We start from the raw sequence: 15,669 nt of genomic DNA on the forward strand, positions 1-15,669 counted from the left end.
CTTCTTATCCAATAATAACTTTCTCCTTAGGAAAATGATATGATTCATGGGTATCTTTGCCTCTAATAATAAATAGAAACGAGAAAATACCAATTCTTCCGATAAACATCAAGACGATGATTATTTCCTTGCCTAATGGACTTAGATTAGGCGTAATCCCCATCGATAAACCAGTAGTACCAAAGGCTGAAGCAACTTCAAAAACAATAGCCAATAATGGGAACGGCTCATAAGCAGCTATTAGGATAACGGCAGATCCACAAATAAAGATAGCGACACTGATAACAACAAATGATTTAATAATATCTTCAGGATCAAGCTCGCGTCGGAAAATTTTTACTGATTTTTTACCGCGGGAAAAAGCGATAATCGTTAAAATAACAATAGCAAACGTTGTTGTGCGGATCCCTCCACCAACACTACTTGGGGAAGCCCCAATAAACATTAGTGTGCTTAGAATTAGCTGAGTTGCCACTGAAAATTCACTAACATCCATTGTCGCCAATCCACCATTTCTCGTGGTTACCGATTGAAACAACGCATAAAACATCTTCTCATGCCAAGCTTTATCGAGTAAAAAATGCGACCAATCAAAAATCAGAATGAAAACCATACCGATTATGGTTAGACCGAAGAATGTAATCGTTGTAAGTTTGGCAAATAGTGAAAAATTAAATTTTTTCTTAAGTTTACGATATTTAAAGAATTCTTTTATTTCCAGCAAAACAGGAAAGCCAATTGCACCAAGGATCAACAAAATAATTGTAATCGTTTGGACAAAGTAATCATTGGCAAATGGAACTAACGAATTTCCCGTAATATCGAAGCCCGCGTTTGTTGTAGCGCTTACTGAAGCGAAAAAACCTTGGAAAAATGCTTCTTGCCAAGTAGGAAAATAATGTAGAAAGTATAGACTTAGAATTAATCCCCCTATGAACTCAATTATTAAAATAAGCTTTAATATTTCTTTCATTAATTGGACAAGACCAGAAAAGGTCCCCCTATTTTGATCTGTCATAATTAGTTGACGTTCTCTTAAACCAATTTTTTTTCCTAAGATAAGCCAAATAAATGTCCCAAGCGTCATAATTCCGATCCCTCCAAATTGGAGGACAAAAGCTAACATTAAAATCCCAGTGATACTAAATGTTTCAGCTGTAGAAACAACTGTTAAACCTGTAACACTAACAGCACTAACAGCTGTAAAAATAGCATCTAGAAAACTTAGCTCAATTCCAGGTTGATGGGCGATCGGTAAACTGAATAAGATTGTCGCAATCATGACTGCACCGAGATAAAACAAGACGACCATCTGCACTGAAGTTAGACGGATGTTAAACCATTTACTTTGGCTAAACATTATAGACCTTCATCTTCAAATCGCTTTAAGTCGTTATTATGGCCAATAACAATTAAAATATCATTTAAGTGAATTTCTTGATCAGGGGTAGGTGATATTGTAACCTTTTCACCTCTTTTAATGCCTAAAATAGTACAACCGTATTTGGCACGAATATCTAATTTGGCAATGGTATTCTCAGAAACTTTACGACTAGCAATAAGTTCAACAATACTATATTCTGGTGACAATTCAATATAGTCAATTATTTTTTCGGAGACTAAATAATGAGCAATTCTGATGCCCATATCATGTTCTGGATGAATAATTCGGTCAGCACCAATTCTCTCTACTACTTTATGGTGATATTGGTTTTGAGCTTTTACCCATACCTGTTTAACCTTCATCTCTTTTAATAGTAGTGTACATAAAATACTAGCTTGGATGTTATCGCCAATAGCTACCACGACATGTTCAAAGTTTCTAATACCTAATGATTGTAGTGTATTTTCATCTGTGGCATTTGCGACAACAGCATGTGTAGAAAATCTAGAAAAATCATTAACTCTGTCTTCATTTGTATCAATGGCTAGCACCTCATGCCCCATTTGGTAAAGTTCTTTACAAACGCTCCCACCGAATCGACCTAATCCGATTACAGCAAATTGCTTTTTCATTAAAAAAGACTCCTTTAAATTTCATTCGATTTTTTCATTAAAAAAAGACCATTACAAAGAATGATCAATAGTTTCCTATTTGACCCTCCTCTTCAAAACGCTTACGAGGTTAGCTGTCGGATTAGGGACTAAAGAGTATCCCTTCTTACAAGGTAAGATTCACCCCAAAATCAGTGTGAAAACTGAAAGGTTGGTTCCCCCGCTCAAAATTGACTCAGCGAATAATTAGGTTATGATATGTAAATTTACTCCTGAAATTGTTAATTGTCAACATCTATTTTAGTACTATTTTTAAGTCTCATTGTCACAAATAACAGACTATTTTAGTGATTTGAGCTTTTCATGTTGTCGGAGAATTATGACATAATCTGATACAACTAAATTGATAATTTATAATGTTAAAAATGATATATAAAAGTAATTTAGTGTTAGTAACCATCGAGGTGAAAAAAATTCGTGAAATACTTACTATCTTTGGAAAAACCCTTTCTTTTTTTGACTATTTAAACTATTCTAATAGAATATAGTATATTAAAGTAGGAGGTGGAAGCAGTAGCATGTACGATATTGAGGGACTACTTTTAAACGTACTCATTTTAGCTTTTTTTCTCTTATTTGTCCCCTTACTATTAAAGCGTAATATCAAATCATCTTCTAAAAATCAAACAAAATGGATTTTTATTGTTTCAACTAGTCTTGCAATTATTACCTGTATATCATTTCCGATTAATTATAGTGAAGGTTTTTATTATGATTTACGCTTTGTTGCGCAAATTATTGGTGGTTTGTACGGCGGAGTTCCTGCAAGTATAGTGTTATGGGTCGTCACTGTCGCATATCGCAGTTTTTTTGGTGGTTTAGGTGCTTATTCTACGTTTATCATTTCCACGCTTATTTTAATACTGACAATCTTTTGTCCCTTTAAGTTTCATCAAGTATCAATTAAGAAGAAATTAATGATTGGTGCGTTGTTCTCTATTATTACAAGTGTTTCATTAATCGTTGTTACGATCATCATGTTTGATCTTGTCGTCATTAATTTTGCTGATGTAGTTCATTTTATCTTACAGTTATGTTCGAGTGTCGTTATTATTTATATTTTAGAAATTATTCGTGAAACTTCTTTTATAAACAAAAGAATTATTAAAGCAGAAAAAATGGAGGTTGTCAGTCATTTAGCATCGTCTATTTCACATGAAGTACGTAATCCACTTGCGGTAGTTAGAGGTTTTTTACAAATGATGCAGCAAACTGATTTACCTATTGAAAAACGAAAAGATTTTTTAAACATCTCTCTATCAGAGATTGACCGTGCCAATGATATTATTCGTAACTACCTAACATTTGCTAAACCTTCTCCAGAAAATATTGAAGTACTTAATATTAAAGAAGAAATGCAAAGGGCAATTGAGATCATTACACCACTCGCAAACATGAATTGTGTTGAGATTCAAACAAACATAACCCAACTCTTTGTTATCGGAGAATCGCAGCTATTGCAACAATGCTTATTAAATATTACGAAAAATTGTATTGAAGCAATGCCTGATAGCGGTAAATTGTTTGTGAAGACGATAGAAAAAAATGGGGAACTTCTTATTGAAATTATCGACACCGGAAAAGGAATGACCCAAGAGCAATTATCTAGGCTTGGAGAACCATATTATACGACTAAGGGAAGAGAAGGAACTGGGCTTGGAATGATGGCAGTCATGAAAATCATAGAGTTAATGAACGGTCGATTACATGTTAAAAGTAAATTAAATCAAGGAACTAAATTTGAAATTTACTTACCTCTTGAAGTTTCCGAAGAAGTAGCTGCAACGCTAGAAAAATAAATGATTGAGGAAACTAATCAACAAGTTTCTTATCCGTTTATTTTTTGTTATTAGTCTCGTAACAAGCCATATAATTGTTGTATAATAATTTAGTGAATATAGATATGCGCCTTTTTCTCTGAAATCGACCGATATTTTCATGAATGTTTTGTGTACGCTGGATTTCCTTGAACGAGCCTCTAAAATTCATTAGAATTTTACAGCGAAGAGAAAGGGAAGCCAGCGACATTTAGAATGGAGATGTTATTTGCATGGTTTTTGCCAATGTTCATAAAAGGTTGAGAGTGGAAAACATGAATGTTTTTGTGTTGAAGTGGCGCACTATTAAATACATAAAAGTTGAAAGAGAGTGGAGCAATAATGGGACGTAAATGGAACAATATTAAAGAAAAAAAAGCGTCAAAAGATGCAAATACTTCTCGTATTTATGCCAAATTTGGACGCTTAATTTATGTAGCTGCAAAGCAAGGAGAACCTAACCCAGAATCTAATCAAGCCTTAAAGGTTGTCCTAGAGCGAGCAAAAACTTACAGTGTACCTAGAAATATTATCGATCGTGCGATAGAGAAGGCCAAAGGGAGTTCAGACGAGACGTACACGGAGCTTCGTTATGAAGGTTTTGGACCAAATGGATCTATGATCATAGTGGATACTCTAACAAATAACGTAAATCGAACAGCCGCCGAAGTACGTGCAGCTTTTAGTAAAAATGGTGGAAATATGGGCGTAAACGGTTCTGTTTCTTATATGTTTGACGCAACTGCTGTATTTGGAATTGAAGGAAAAACATCTGAAGAAGTGCTAGAAATCTTAATGGAATCTGACGTAGATGTTAGAGACATTCTTGAAGAAGATGAGGCAGTTATCGTCTATGCCGAGCCAGACCAGTTCCATGCAGTACAAGAAGCATTTAAAAACGTTGGAATTACGGAGTTTACAGTAGCAGAGCTGTCAATGCTCGCGCAAAATGACGTAACCCTTCCCCAAGATGCCCAAACAAAGTTTGAAAAGATCATAGATACACTAGAAGATATTGAAGATGTCCAACAAGTTTACCATAACGTCGATTTAGGTGAATAACAATCAGCAGACCTCGAAATTGAAGGTCTGCTTTTTCACACAAAAATATCGTTAAGAGTGCTTGTTCGTTTTCTTCATCTTTGTTTTTTTCGATGTACTCGGTTTGCCGCCATTACGTGAAGTAGGGTTCGTTTCATTGGCATGTTGAACTGCTTGTTCAAGTTCTTTTCTCATTTTTATATCCTCCCTTGAAGAGTAATCAATTCTATTTATATCATTCCAAAAAATATTGGTTTAACACTGTCTAAATCTTGCAGAAACACCTAAATTTGAAATAAAGAAAAAGGACATTGGAGGATGCAGATGATTCATCATATTGAAATTTACGTTTCAAATCTAGAGAAATCGACTGAGTTTTGGGGTTGGTTATTAGAAGACCTAGGTTATAGTGTTTATCAAAAATGGGATATGGGGCAAAGTTGGATACTAGGTGATTCTTACATTGTTTTTGTGCAGACAGAAAAGCGGTTTCTCGATGTCCCGTATCACCGCTGTCGGGTTGGCTTAAATCATTTAGCTTTTCATGCGAGATCTAAACAACATGTAGACGATGTCACATCACAACTTAAAGAGAAGGGAGTTACAATTCTTTATAATGATAAACACCCTTATGCAGGTGGAGAAAATTATTACGCTGTCTATTTTGAAGATCCTGATCGGATGAAAGTCGAGTTAGTAGCTCCGGTGCTCTGACACTTATGGCAAAGCTTCTTTTTTACTTAAATGAATATCTCAGTAGTTCAGTAAAATGAAAAAGGTAAAAGCAGAACTTATGAAGTACTTTCGAGTTATAACCTTGAATGATCATTAATTTGGTATCACTTGTAAATTCAGTGCAAAAAACTGCCCCCAATCGTTAGGGGGGGCTAACAATTGGGGGCAGTTTATATCACTCTGCTTTTATTATTTCTTCTTTAACAATTCCCGTTTGTTTTCGTTAGATTTTGTGAAGTTATTAAAGTGCTTCTATCTCATTAATTAAGTCTATAAAATATAATCCAATTTCAACCAATCGTTCATCACTTAAATCAATCACTTCATTACTATATTCAGCAAACTCTTCTTTCCCTAATTCCTCATAGTTTGGTGCTGGGGTGAATCTCTTCATAGTTATTTCATTTGTGTTAAGGTTTATTTGAAAATACACATTAGGTCCGTCAACAGCACCTGTAATAGAACCAGTAGCTTTGGTCATAGAGAAAGTCAAAACATTTCCATCAGAGCTGATTGAAACAGTCCCCTCATTGGCATTGTCAAATTCTTCAAAACCCTTTAAACCAGCAATATACATTGTTCTATCCTGAAAATTATATGAAAAATAATTTGCAACTTCTCCATCAATCACTTCATAAGTATTGTAATCAAAAGTAGTGCCAACGCCTTCATTTACTTCCAAAGCTCCTTCTGATTCACCAATTGCTTCTTTTGCTTCTTCACTAGCCTCATTCTCAACATGATCTGACATTGGCAGTTCATCTGGTGCACTAGATTGCTCTGGCATAGCAGCATCATTTTGAGAGAAATTAACTTCATTGATGAAAAAGTTCCCAACAAAAAATACCCCAATCAATACTAACGCTACTGTTAATAAATTTGGAATAAAACTAGGTGATACGCGGTTAATTTTTGTCTGATCAATCTTTTTGCGAATGCGGATTTTATCTTCATTCGTAAATACAGGATTAGGTGAAATATATTCGTCAAATTCATTTTTTAATCGGTTTAACTCATTATTCAACAGACTCACCTCTTTTTCCCACATAAATAGTGTGTAATTTTTCTCTCGCTCGCTTTAAACGAGTTTTAATCGTAGCCTTGTTTAAACCAGTAATGGTTGCTATTTCATCAATGGTAAATTCTTTATAGTAGAATAATAGAATGACTTCACGGTAATTAATAGGAAGTGACATTACTTGCTCCATTAAAAAGGACTTGTCGTCTTTTTGTACTGTTTCCATTTCCGGAGTTTTTGTGTCCGTCTTTGCAAAGGAAACTAGTTTATCGACAATTTGGATATTACGAAAATACCAGCTTTTCTTGAAATCCTTACATTTGTTAATAGCAATTGAATAGATCCATGTTCGGATCGTTGACTTGCCCGTATACTGATTAAGTTTTAAATAAATGGTCAAAAACACTTCCTGAGTTAAATCATCTGCTTGGGCCCAATTTTTTGTATATGTAAAAATAAGCCGTTTAATCTCTTCGCCATATTCGGTCATAAGTACTTCGATCGCTTCTTCTTTATCCATTGTGACAAAATCAAGGTTAGAAATGTCATCGTAGGTTTGTAATTGCAACGGTATCCCCGCCTCTCTTTATTAAGTTCATAAGTATGACGATGCCGATCAGTCATTGGTTTCAAAAAGCTAGAATTATTTACTTTTATATCTTCAACAAAATGCAAGTCTATATTTGTAGTTCTAATTATTAGGACAATTTTCTCTTATAAATGTAGAACAACAGATTCAAATAACGCCTCCTATAAATAATATACAAGAGGCGTCAAATTAAGAGGAAGGAATGTTTACTTATATTGTTGTTTGTTAGGAAACTTATGTTTTTTATAGATGATTTCATAGAATAAATTACCATCAACATCAGGACTTTGATTTTGGATTTGCGCCATACCACCCATTAATTTTTTGAACTCACCAACGGTCAATGGTCTTGCGTCAGGTTTTAATTCGTAACCTAATTGCCCATTTGCTTCAATTGTTGCATTTTTCACATCTGAGAGATTAGAAATCCCATTTTGCCGAAGTTGCATTTCTAGCTTATCAAAGGTGAGACGCATGCTTTTTAAATTTTCGATGTTTACTTGTCCATTTTCTATGACACTTTTTGCTTTTCCAGTAAAAAGTTTTTCAATAAGATTAAACTTGAGTTGTAAATACTCTACAGCAATTAGAATGGCAATAATCATTGCGATCGTAAGTACGGTTCTAATTAAACTGTCTTCAATGATTGGATGGACGATAATTGAACCGATCGAAATCATGACAACAGTGGTTGTAATTGACATTTGTGCAATCGACTTTCTCCCAGATATTCTAAGGAGAAGAAATCCAGTTAGTACTAAGACAATTGATTCCCAAATAAAGTTGAAATCCATAATTTCACTCCTTTAAGCTAATATTTCTAGTATAAACTTTATTAAATTGTTTATGTAAAAAAGAAAAGAGCTCGCATTTGCAAGCTCTACTTCATCAATCTTGTGAAGTTAATTCTAAAATTGCACCTGTATGTCCGTCGACAATAAAGTCGAACTGAAAAAACTCTCCTTCAATCGTACAAGAAACTCCACCACGATAAACCGTATATTCCAAAAGACTTTTCTCATAGTCTTCAGGGATCATATGGATCCAAGACCCTTCAACTACCCCTTGCTTTCCTAATTTTCGCTTTACTACTCTTAAAGCCTTCTCAGGTGAAATAAGTTCTTTCGTTAATTGGTCTTTAAGGACGGCCCCAACAATAAAGCCAATTCCAGCTCCAAGTAAAAATCGTTTAAAGCTCATGAATAGCCACCTCTTTCTGACAATGTGAACGTTTTCTTTATTATAGTGAAATTTTCCTTAATAATAAATAAAAATAATGTAAAATTTATAAATGGTTACTAAGCTTAGTATAACTAATTTCCTCAAAATTACCAAATAGTTATTTGCTTTTTTACCGAATCAGTGGAAAGGTTCAACAACTTCAGCTAAAATAGAACTGTACATACTTATTACGGTATCCGAAAGGAGTAGAAAATGAATCAAGAGACTTTACAATTGTTTAAAACATTAACTGAACTTCAAGGGGCCCCAGGTTTTGAGCACCAAGTCAGAAGATTTGTAAGAAGTGAACTAGAAAAATATACAGATGAAATTATTCAAGATCGAATTGGTAGTATTTTTGGTGTGAAACGTGGTGACGATAAAGGTCCAAAAGTAATGGTTGCAGGACATATGGACGAAGTTGGTTTCATGGTAACTTCGATTTCTGATAAAGGACTAATCCGATTCCAAACACTTGGTGGTTGGTGGAGCCAAGTGTTACTTGCGCAAAGAATGCAGATTATGACTGACAACGGTCCTGTAATCGGCGTGATCGGTTCAATCCCGCCACATTTACTTGACGAGGCAAAACGCAACAAACCAATGGAAATAAAAAACATGTTTATTGATATCGGTGCGGATGATAAGGCCGATGCTGAGAAAATTGGCATTAAGCCAGGGCAGCAAATTGTTCCGATTTGTCCGTTTACTCCAATGGCAAATGAGAAGAAGATTTTAGCAAAAGCTTGGGATAATCGTTATGGGTGTGGACTTGCAATTGAACTTTTAAAAGAGCTAAAAGACGAAAAGCTACCTAACATTCTATTCTCAGGTGCAACGGTTCAAGAGGAAGTTGGTTTAAGAGGGGCACAAACAGCAGCAAATATGATTGAACCAGATATTTTTTATGCGTTAGATGCAAGTCCTGCAAATGATGCTACAGGTGATAAAGATGCATTTGGTCATCTTGGCAAAGGAGCGCTCCTACGCATTTATGATCGATCAATGATTACTCACCGTGGGATTCGTGACTTTATTTTAGATACTGCAGAAACAAATAACATTCCGTACCAATACTTTATCTCTCAAGGTGGAACAGACGCGGGTCGAGTTCACACTTCAGGTAGTGGTGTTCCATCTGCAGTTATCGGATTATGCTCACGTTACATTCACACATCTGCTTCAATTATTCATATTGATGATTATGCGGCTGCAAAAGCATTATTAGTAAAACTCGTCCAGACAACAGACAAAACTGCTGTTGAAACAATCAGAAATAACAGTTAAAATAATCCTATAGGTGAGGTTCTCATCTTGCACAATTTATAATTGTAAAATGCGGAAAAACAGACTCGGGAGCCAGCCGAGTCTGTTTTGTATATAGAAACAGTATTATAGGTGATTTTATAAGTTTTTGAGAATACACTAAAATATTTTATCGCCCATTAAAACAACTTTTTAGAAAATGTCGCTGGATTTCCTAAAAAAACCTCTAAAAATTCGGTAGAGTTTTAGCGAAGAGAGAGGAAATCTAGCGATATTAAATTAAAGATGGAAAAGGCACTTTTTTGGCCACCATGTCGGTATAAAATGAAAAGAAGCTTATGGAGGGTAAAGATGAGAGTTGCAGTTGGTTCAACAAATCCTACAAAAATCGCGGCAGTCAAACGTGTATTGGGGAACAATATTGAATTATTACCAATAGAGGCACCTTCTTATGTATCAGAGCAACCATTCGGTGATGAAGAAACGGTAAAAGGCGCTCTTAATCGAGCAAGAGCTTCCTTAGCGGCTGCCGAAGTTCAATTTGCAATTGGTCTAGAAGGCGGAGTTGCTGAAACTGAGTACGGATTAATGGTGATTAACTGGGGTGCACTAGTAGACAATAGTGGAAAAGAATATATAGCAAGTGGTGCTCGAACGCTCCTTCCAGCTGAGGTACATCAGGAAATTCAAAATGGAAAAACGTTAGGTGAAGCGATGGATATATTCACAAACAGAGAAGGGGTAAGTAAGAAAGAAGGGGCAATGGGTATAATTACAAACGGGCGCATCAACCGTGATGAAATGTTTGCTCATGTTGTGAAAGCGTTAGTTGGACAATATGAATTTAACAAAAACCTTCAAGGAGAGTAGTAACTCTTTTTGAAGGTTTTTTGTATGCTCGTTAATTGTAAACTAAGTCATAAACTTCATCTGTAAACTTGTCAGGAACATCATCAAAAACAACTTCGCCATTTTTTAAAGCAATAATTCTTGTTGCAAACTGTTTGGCCAATACAACATCGTGAACATTAATAATTGTTAATAAATCGTATTTCTTATGGATCGATTGTAATAATGAAAAAATTCGAGTAGCAGTCCCAGGGTCTAAGCTTGCTACAGGTTCGTCGCCTAAAAATACTTTAGGATTTTGTAACAATGCTCTAGCAATAGCGACCCGTTGTTTTTGGCCCCCACTCAAGGCTTCTACACGTTTATCTTTATGATCATATAAATCAACACGTTCAATCATCTTTAGTGCTAATTGTTTTTCTTCTTTAGAAAAAAGGCCCAGTATATTTTTCCAAGGTGAACGTTTTCCAAACATTCCCGTTAGCACATTTTGGTAGACAGTTAGCCTTGGGATCAAGTTAAAATGTTGAAAGATCATTCCCATTTCAACACGAGTTTTTCTTAATTGCTCTTGCTTTAATTGGAAGATGTTTTGTTCATTCCAAATAACAGCACCAGATGTGGGACGCTGTAGCCCATTTAAACAACGGATAAACGTCGATTTTCCCGCACCACTCTTTCCAAGAATACAAACAAATTCGCCATTTTGCAGTGATAGCTTTAAATTAGTAAGGGCATGGTCATTTGCCTTTGGATATTTTACATATAGTTCTTCAATTTGTAGCATCGTTTTCACCTTAAATAACCCTTTCACGAATTTTTCCACCGATAAAGTCGACCATAACGACTAGGACGATAATAACTAAAATATCCATAGCCACCGACTTATATAGAAACGATTGAAAATGGTTAAAGAGTAGTTGTCCAATTCCGCCCGCACCGATAAATCCTAAAATTAACGAAGTTCGTATCGCAACTTCAAATCGATAGAAAAAATGACTTAACACATTTGGCCAGATTTGTGGAAGGATTGCAAATAAGACGGCAACCCACCTTGTTGCCCCAACGGATTTCATCGCATCCTGAGGTCCAGGATCTGCAGATTCGATCAGTTCAGAAATTAATTTCCCTAAAACACCGATGTTATGTAGCATGATGGCAAGTACTGCTGGGAAAGGACCGAGCCCAAGAGAAACGACAAATATTAATCCAAAGACGATTTCTGGAATTGAACGAAGACCACTGAGCATCGAGCGATTAAAGCCATATAACAAGAAGTGACGACTAGTATTTTTGGCAGCCATAAAACTGAGGGGAAGGGCAATTAGTAAAGCAATAAATGTTCCTAAAAATGCCATTGCCAGAGTCACAATAGATGCATCAACTAGACGTCGTAGAATGGACCAATTTGGCGGGAAAAACTGATCACGAATAAAATAAAACGTATTTGGTATGTTTTTTAATTTTTCAAATTGAAATTGTGTGATTTCCATACTATACAAAACAGTTATTAATAAGATTAGTCCGATAAAAATAAACTTCGGTTTAAACCAAACCATAATTTGTTCTCCCTATTGATTAATTATGTGAAAGAGGAACGCCGCAGCATTCCTCTTTAGTATAGCATTTCATCGCTCTCTTAAAAATTATTTATCACCTAAGTCGTCATCCATACGCCCATCGATAATCGCGGCATTACGGATCGCTTCGTAGTCTTCGTTAGATGCAGTTGTAAATGCAGTAGCTCCAAAAGCATTTAGAATGTCTTCGTCAGTAATACTCATGAATGCCTCTTGAAGTGCTTGAATTGTCGCTTCGTCCATGTTCGGACGAACAGCCCATGGATATTGGAAAATTCTTTCTGATTTCCAGATGATTTTGTAATCTGCCTCGTTGATAGCACCTGAGCGAATTCTTGCTTCAAAAATAGCACTATCAATTGCACCAACGTCGACACTACCATTTAAAACAGACTGGGCAGTTATATCATGGCTACCAGTATAAGTAACAGCTGCAAAATCATAATCATCCGCATCACGGAAAACGCCACGCTCCTTTAACTCAACACCAGGAATTAAAGAACCGGATGTAGAAGAAGGACTTCCAAATGCCAAATCAATCGTTGACTTATCTGCTAATAACTCATCAAGAGTTTCCCAAGGTGCATCAGCTTTTGTAATGAAATAAGAGTGGTAATAGGGTTCCCCATTTACTAATTGTGTAATGATTGCTTTTGCGCCACTTCTTTCGTGAGCGATGACATAGGTCAAAGGACCAAAATAAGCCATATCAATATGCTCATAATTAAGCGCTTCAACGACACCGTTATATGCAGGGTAATGATCAATTTTTACCGGTCTACCAAGTTTCTCTTCTAATTCAACTTTAAGCTTTTCTATCGCAGTTTCCATTTCACCTTCAGATTGCGATGGAATTAAGCCAATAACTAATTCGCCTTTTTCTTCACTTGCTTCAGTGCTTTTTGGAGCACCTTCGTTAACTTCTGCTTCATTAGTTTCTTCTGCTTTACCGCCACATGCAGTAATTAATAGAATTAAAGAAAAGAGCAGCATAAATAATCCTTTTTTCATCTCTGTCTCCACCTCGATAAGTAATAGTAATTTGCTAAATAACAAATTATTATTAAGATACCATAAGAAGTGCTTTAAAGCCAATCATAATACTTGGAAATGAAAATTAACTTTGTAAAAAAATCACAAATTTAACAAAAGTCGAACTCTGTCAAGGGTTGTCACAGTGTACTATGTAAGGTATGATTAGAAAGATGTAAAATAATCATATATTAGGAAATTAGTAGATAAAAATATGGGGGCATTTCCGAAAGTCCAAAAAATAGGAGGAGGTGCAAAATTGAAACGAATGGTGCCAAAGATAGTATTAGTTAACTTTAGTATTTTAATAGCATTTTTGATCCTCACCGGTTGTGGTTTGACAAAAGAACAAGCGTTAGACTATGCAAAAGAATCTTTTGAAGTTGGTGTTTTAGAGGAACCGCAAGAGCCAAATGAAGCAACAGATCTTTTTAGTTATTATCTTCCCTCAGAATTAATTGTTGAAGAAAAGGCAGAAAACAACCTTATTTTAGGCAAGGACAATCAGGTGTTTTTAATTTTTTCTAATCCTGCTGAAACTAAATTAAGCCAAGTCAATTATGAGCAAGATCGTGTAGTTGAGAATACTGCTTTATTAGTAGAAACAACAGAAGTTGATGGAAAGTTTGCATATATTATAGTCTCCCCTTTTGAAGATGACGATTACAAAGTCATTGTAGGAATTGGGGGAGAAAAAGGTACAACAGTAACAAATCTAGCAAATTTAAAGGATAGTGTTGACACACTGCTAGAAATTATTAACTCAATAAACTATTAATTATTTAGGCTGTCTTTTGGTCATCATTTTGACTAATTTAGACGGCCTCTTTTTTAAATTGGTTAGAAATTCCAGTTGATTTGAATTTTTTGTGAAATTATTCACAAACTACTATCATATTAATTTAATAATTGTATAATAAGGTGAAATGATTACATCTAATGAATTGGTGGTGGAGAAATGGTTTGGGTACAGTTTTTAATTGTTTTAGCTTGTATTTTAGTAGGTGCTAGGATCGGCGGAGTTGGTTTAGGAGTAATGGGTGGAGTTGGTTTGGCAATTTTAACATTTGGTTTTCAATTGTCACCGACAGCGCCTCCAATTGACGTTATGTTAATGATATTAGCAGTAATTACAGCTGCTGGTGCATTACAAGCATCCGGTGGGTTGAATTATCTCGTATTGTTAGCAGAGAAAATGCTTCGCAAAAATCCAGATCGCATTACATTTATGGCACCTGTAACAACGTACTTATTTACTTTTTTTGCAGGAACTGGGCATGTTGCCTACAGTCTTTTACCCGTAATTTCAGAGGTTGCCCAGGAATCAAAGGTAAGACCTGAACGCCCACTTTCGATTGCAGTTATTGCATCACAGCAGGCGATTACAGCTAGTCCTATATCTGCAGCGACGGTTGCTTTATTAGCAATCCTTGCACCATTTAATATTACACTTCTACAAATCCTTGGAATCACTATTCCAGCAACTTTTCTTGGGATAATGATTTCTGCCTTTTTCATTAGTAAAAAGGGGAAAGAGCTTGAAGATGACCCTGAGTATCAACGTCGTCTAAAAAATGGTTTAATGCCAATGAAAGAAGCTCGAGCGAAAGGAACAGTTACAAAACATTCAAAACTATCCGTTTACCTGTTTTTATTTGGTGCTATTCTAGTTGTTCTTTTAGGTAGCTTCCCAGAATTACGACCGTCATTTGATGTTAATGGAGAAGTGACGCAATTATCGATGCCTTATGCCATTCAAATTATTATGTTATCTGTTGCAGCAATTATGATTCTATTATGCAAAGCTGATGTCGAAAAAATTGTAACTGGAAATGTTTTTAGAGCGGGTGTCGTTGCTGTTGTTGCTATCTTTGGGATTGCGTGGATGGGAGATACATTCTTCCAGGCGAATATCGCAGTCATCCAAGACCAAATTCAAAATGCAGTATTAACAGCGCCTTGGCTATTTGCTTTTGCACTGTTTATATTATCAGTCCTTTTAAATTCTCAAGCAGCTACTGTTCGTGCTTTAATGCCGCTAGGAGTGACGCTAGGAATATCACCATTCTTCTTAATTGCGATGTTCCCAGCCGTAAATGGATATTTCTTTATGCCAAACTACGGACCGCTACTTGCAGCCATAAATATGGACCAAACAGGCTCAACGAAAATTGGCAAATATATATTTAATCATAGCTTCATGACTCCTGGACTTATTACGAGTTTCTGTTCAGTAGCGATTGGTTTCATCCTTGTTTTAATTTTCTATTAAAAAACTATTAATTCCTAAACAAAAAAAACTCTGCTTGTCCCAAAATACTTGGAACGGGCAGAGTTTTTTTGATAAAAAAGTTTTTAGAGCCTGTCGCTGGATTTCCTTAAACAACGTACGTTGTCAATTATTGATAAATGAAATAAACTAGATCGGTAAATAATTAAGGTAATTCTATTATAGGCAGGTGGAGC

At 35.5% G+C, this 15,669-nt stretch carries 17 protein-coding genes and 1 riboswitch; of the genes, 7 read left to right on the forward strand and 10 right to left on the reverse strand.

The annotated features are described in order from the left end of the window. Positions 1-4 precede the first annotated feature (4 nt). Positions 5-1,360, reverse strand: a complete 1,356-nt coding sequence (locus ACK4M9_RS07270) for a TrkH family potassium uptake protein (RefSeq protein WP_409848941.1) — start codon at positions 1,358-1,360, stop codon at positions 5-7. Then, the gene (locus ACK4M9_RS07275) at positions 1,360-2,016 is read right to left on the reverse strand and encodes a potassium channel family protein (RefSeq protein ID WP_409848942.1); all 657 of its coding nucleotides are present in this window, start codon (positions 2,014-2,016) and stop codon (positions 1,360-1,362) included. The genes ACK4M9_RS07270 and ACK4M9_RS07275 overlap by 1 nt, the downstream gene beginning before the upstream one ends. Positions 2,017-2,099: 83 nt before the next feature. Then, positions 2,100-2,246: riboswitch (cyclic di-AMP (ydaO/yuaA leader) on the reverse strand. A 327-nt stretch (positions 2,247-2,573) separates the two neighbouring features. Here ACK4M9_RS07275 and ACK4M9_RS07280 point away from each other — a divergent pair. Both ACK4M9_RS07280 and ACK4M9_RS07285 read left to right on the forward strand, forming a co-directional pair. Continuing rightward, entirely contained in the window at positions 2,574-3,854 is a 1,281-nt protein-coding gene (locus tag ACK4M9_RS07280) for an ATP-binding protein (protein WP_409848943.1), read from the forward strand. A 360-nt stretch (positions 3,855-4,214) separates the two neighbouring features. After that, positions 4,215-4,934, forward strand: a complete 720-nt coding sequence (locus ACK4M9_RS07285) for a YebC/PmpR family DNA-binding transcriptional regulator (RefSeq protein WP_409848944.1) — start codon at positions 4,215-4,217, stop codon at positions 4,932-4,934. 51 nt (positions 4,935-4,985) lie between these two features. Here the strand turns inward: ACK4M9_RS07285 and ACK4M9_RS07290 are convergent, their stop codons facing one another. After that, positions 4,986-5,108, reverse strand: a complete 123-nt coding sequence (locus ACK4M9_RS07290) for a hypothetical protein (RefSeq protein ID WP_409848945.1) — start codon at positions 5,106-5,108, stop codon at positions 4,986-4,988. Positions 5,109-5,237: 129 nt separating this feature from the next. Here ACK4M9_RS07290 and ACK4M9_RS07295 point away from each other — a divergent pair, with 129 nt between their 5' ends. Then, complete coding sequence (locus ACK4M9_RS07295) at positions 5,238-5,627, forward strand: VOC family protein (RefSeq protein ID WP_409848946.1); 390 nt, start codon at positions 5,238-5,240, stop codon at positions 5,625-5,627. A gap of 262 nt (positions 5,628-5,889) precedes the next feature. Here ACK4M9_RS07295 and ACK4M9_RS07300 read toward each other — a convergent pair whose 3' ends face one another. The 4 genes from ACK4M9_RS07300 to ACK4M9_RS07315 all read right to left on the reverse strand — a co-directional run bounded on the left by ACK4M9_RS07300 (position 5,890) and on the right by ACK4M9_RS07315 (position 8,455). Further along, a complete protein-coding gene (locus tag ACK4M9_RS07300; RefSeq protein WP_409848947.1) occupies positions 5,890-6,672 on the reverse strand; it encodes a hypothetical protein in 783 nt (260 codons plus the stop codon). Next, positions 6,665-7,234, reverse strand: coding sequence for a sigma-70 family RNA polymerase sigma factor (locus ACK4M9_RS07305; protein WP_409848948.1), 570 nt, complete (start codon positions 7,232-7,234; stop codon positions 6,665-6,667). Before ACK4M9_RS07305 ends, ACK4M9_RS07300 begins: the two co-directional genes overlap by 8 nt. Before the next feature lie 227 nt (positions 7,235-7,461). Beyond that, positions 7,462-8,049: a DUF421 domain-containing protein gene (locus ACK4M9_RS07310; RefSeq protein WP_409848949.1), complete on the reverse strand. Its 588-nt coding sequence runs from the start codon at positions 8,047-8,049 to the stop codon at positions 7,462-7,464. 94 nt (positions 8,050-8,143) lie between these two features. Next, on the reverse strand, positions 8,144-8,455 hold the full coding sequence (locus ACK4M9_RS07315; protein ID WP_409848950.1) for a PepSY domain-containing protein: 312 nt from the start codon (positions 8,453-8,455) through the stop codon (positions 8,144-8,146). Positions 8,456-8,689: 234 nt separating this feature from the next. On the opposite strand from ACK4M9_RS07315, the gene ACK4M9_RS07320 reads away from it, so the two are divergent. Together ACK4M9_RS07320 and ACK4M9_RS07325 are read left to right on the forward strand one after the other, a co-directional pair. After that, a complete protein-coding gene (locus ACK4M9_RS07320) occupies positions 8,690-9,763 on the forward strand; it encodes a M42 family metallopeptidase (RefSeq protein ID WP_409848951.1) in 1,074 nt (357 codons plus the stop codon). A gap of 330 nt (positions 9,764-10,093) precedes the next feature. Next, on the forward strand, positions 10,094-10,612 hold the full coding sequence (locus tag ACK4M9_RS07325; protein ID WP_409848952.1) for a DUF84 family protein: 519 nt from the start codon (positions 10,094-10,096) through the stop codon (positions 10,610-10,612). Between the two features lie 31 nt (positions 10,613-10,643). Here the strand turns inward: ACK4M9_RS07325 and phnC are convergent, their stop codons facing one another. The 3 genes from phnC to phnD all read right to left on the reverse strand — a co-directional run bounded on the left by phnC (position 10,644) and on the right by phnD (position 13,182). Beyond that, positions 10,644-11,378, reverse strand: a complete 735-nt coding sequence (gene phnC / locus ACK4M9_RS07330; RefSeq protein WP_409849193.1) for a phosphonate ABC transporter ATP-binding protein — start codon at positions 11,376-11,378, stop codon at positions 10,644-10,646. A gap of 10 nt (positions 11,379-11,388) precedes the next feature. Beyond that, complete coding sequence (phnE, locus tag ACK4M9_RS07335) at positions 11,389-12,150, reverse strand: phosphonate ABC transporter, permease protein PhnE (protein WP_409848953.1); 762 nt, start codon at positions 12,148-12,150, stop codon at positions 11,389-11,391. An 87-nt stretch (positions 12,151-12,237) separates the two neighbouring features. After that, positions 12,238-13,182, reverse strand: coding sequence for a phosphate/phosphite/phosphonate ABC transporter substrate-binding protein (phnD, locus tag ACK4M9_RS07340; RefSeq protein ID WP_409848954.1), 945 nt, complete (start codon positions 13,180-13,182; stop codon positions 12,238-12,240). Positions 13,183-13,462: 280 nt separating this feature from the next. On the opposite strand from phnD, the gene ACK4M9_RS07345 reads away from it, so the two are divergent. Together ACK4M9_RS07345 and ACK4M9_RS07350 are read left to right on the forward strand one after the other, a co-directional pair. After that, positions 13,463-13,981 (forward strand): hypothetical protein, encoded by a 519-nt coding sequence (locus ACK4M9_RS07345; protein WP_409848955.1) that lies wholly within the window; start codon positions 13,463-13,465, stop codon positions 13,979-13,981. Positions 13,982-14,161: 180 nt separating this feature from the next. After that, entirely contained in the window at positions 14,162-15,475 is a 1,314-nt protein-coding gene (locus ACK4M9_RS07350; RefSeq protein ID WP_409848956.1) for an anaerobic C4-dicarboxylate transporter family protein, read from the forward strand. Positions 15,476-15,669 lie beyond the last annotated feature (194 nt).

The organism is Anaerobacillus sp. (assembly GCF_046314235.1).
In the GTDB taxonomy this organism is placed as follows: Bacteria; Bacillota; Bacilli; order Bacillales; family Anaerobacillaceae; genus Anaerobacillus.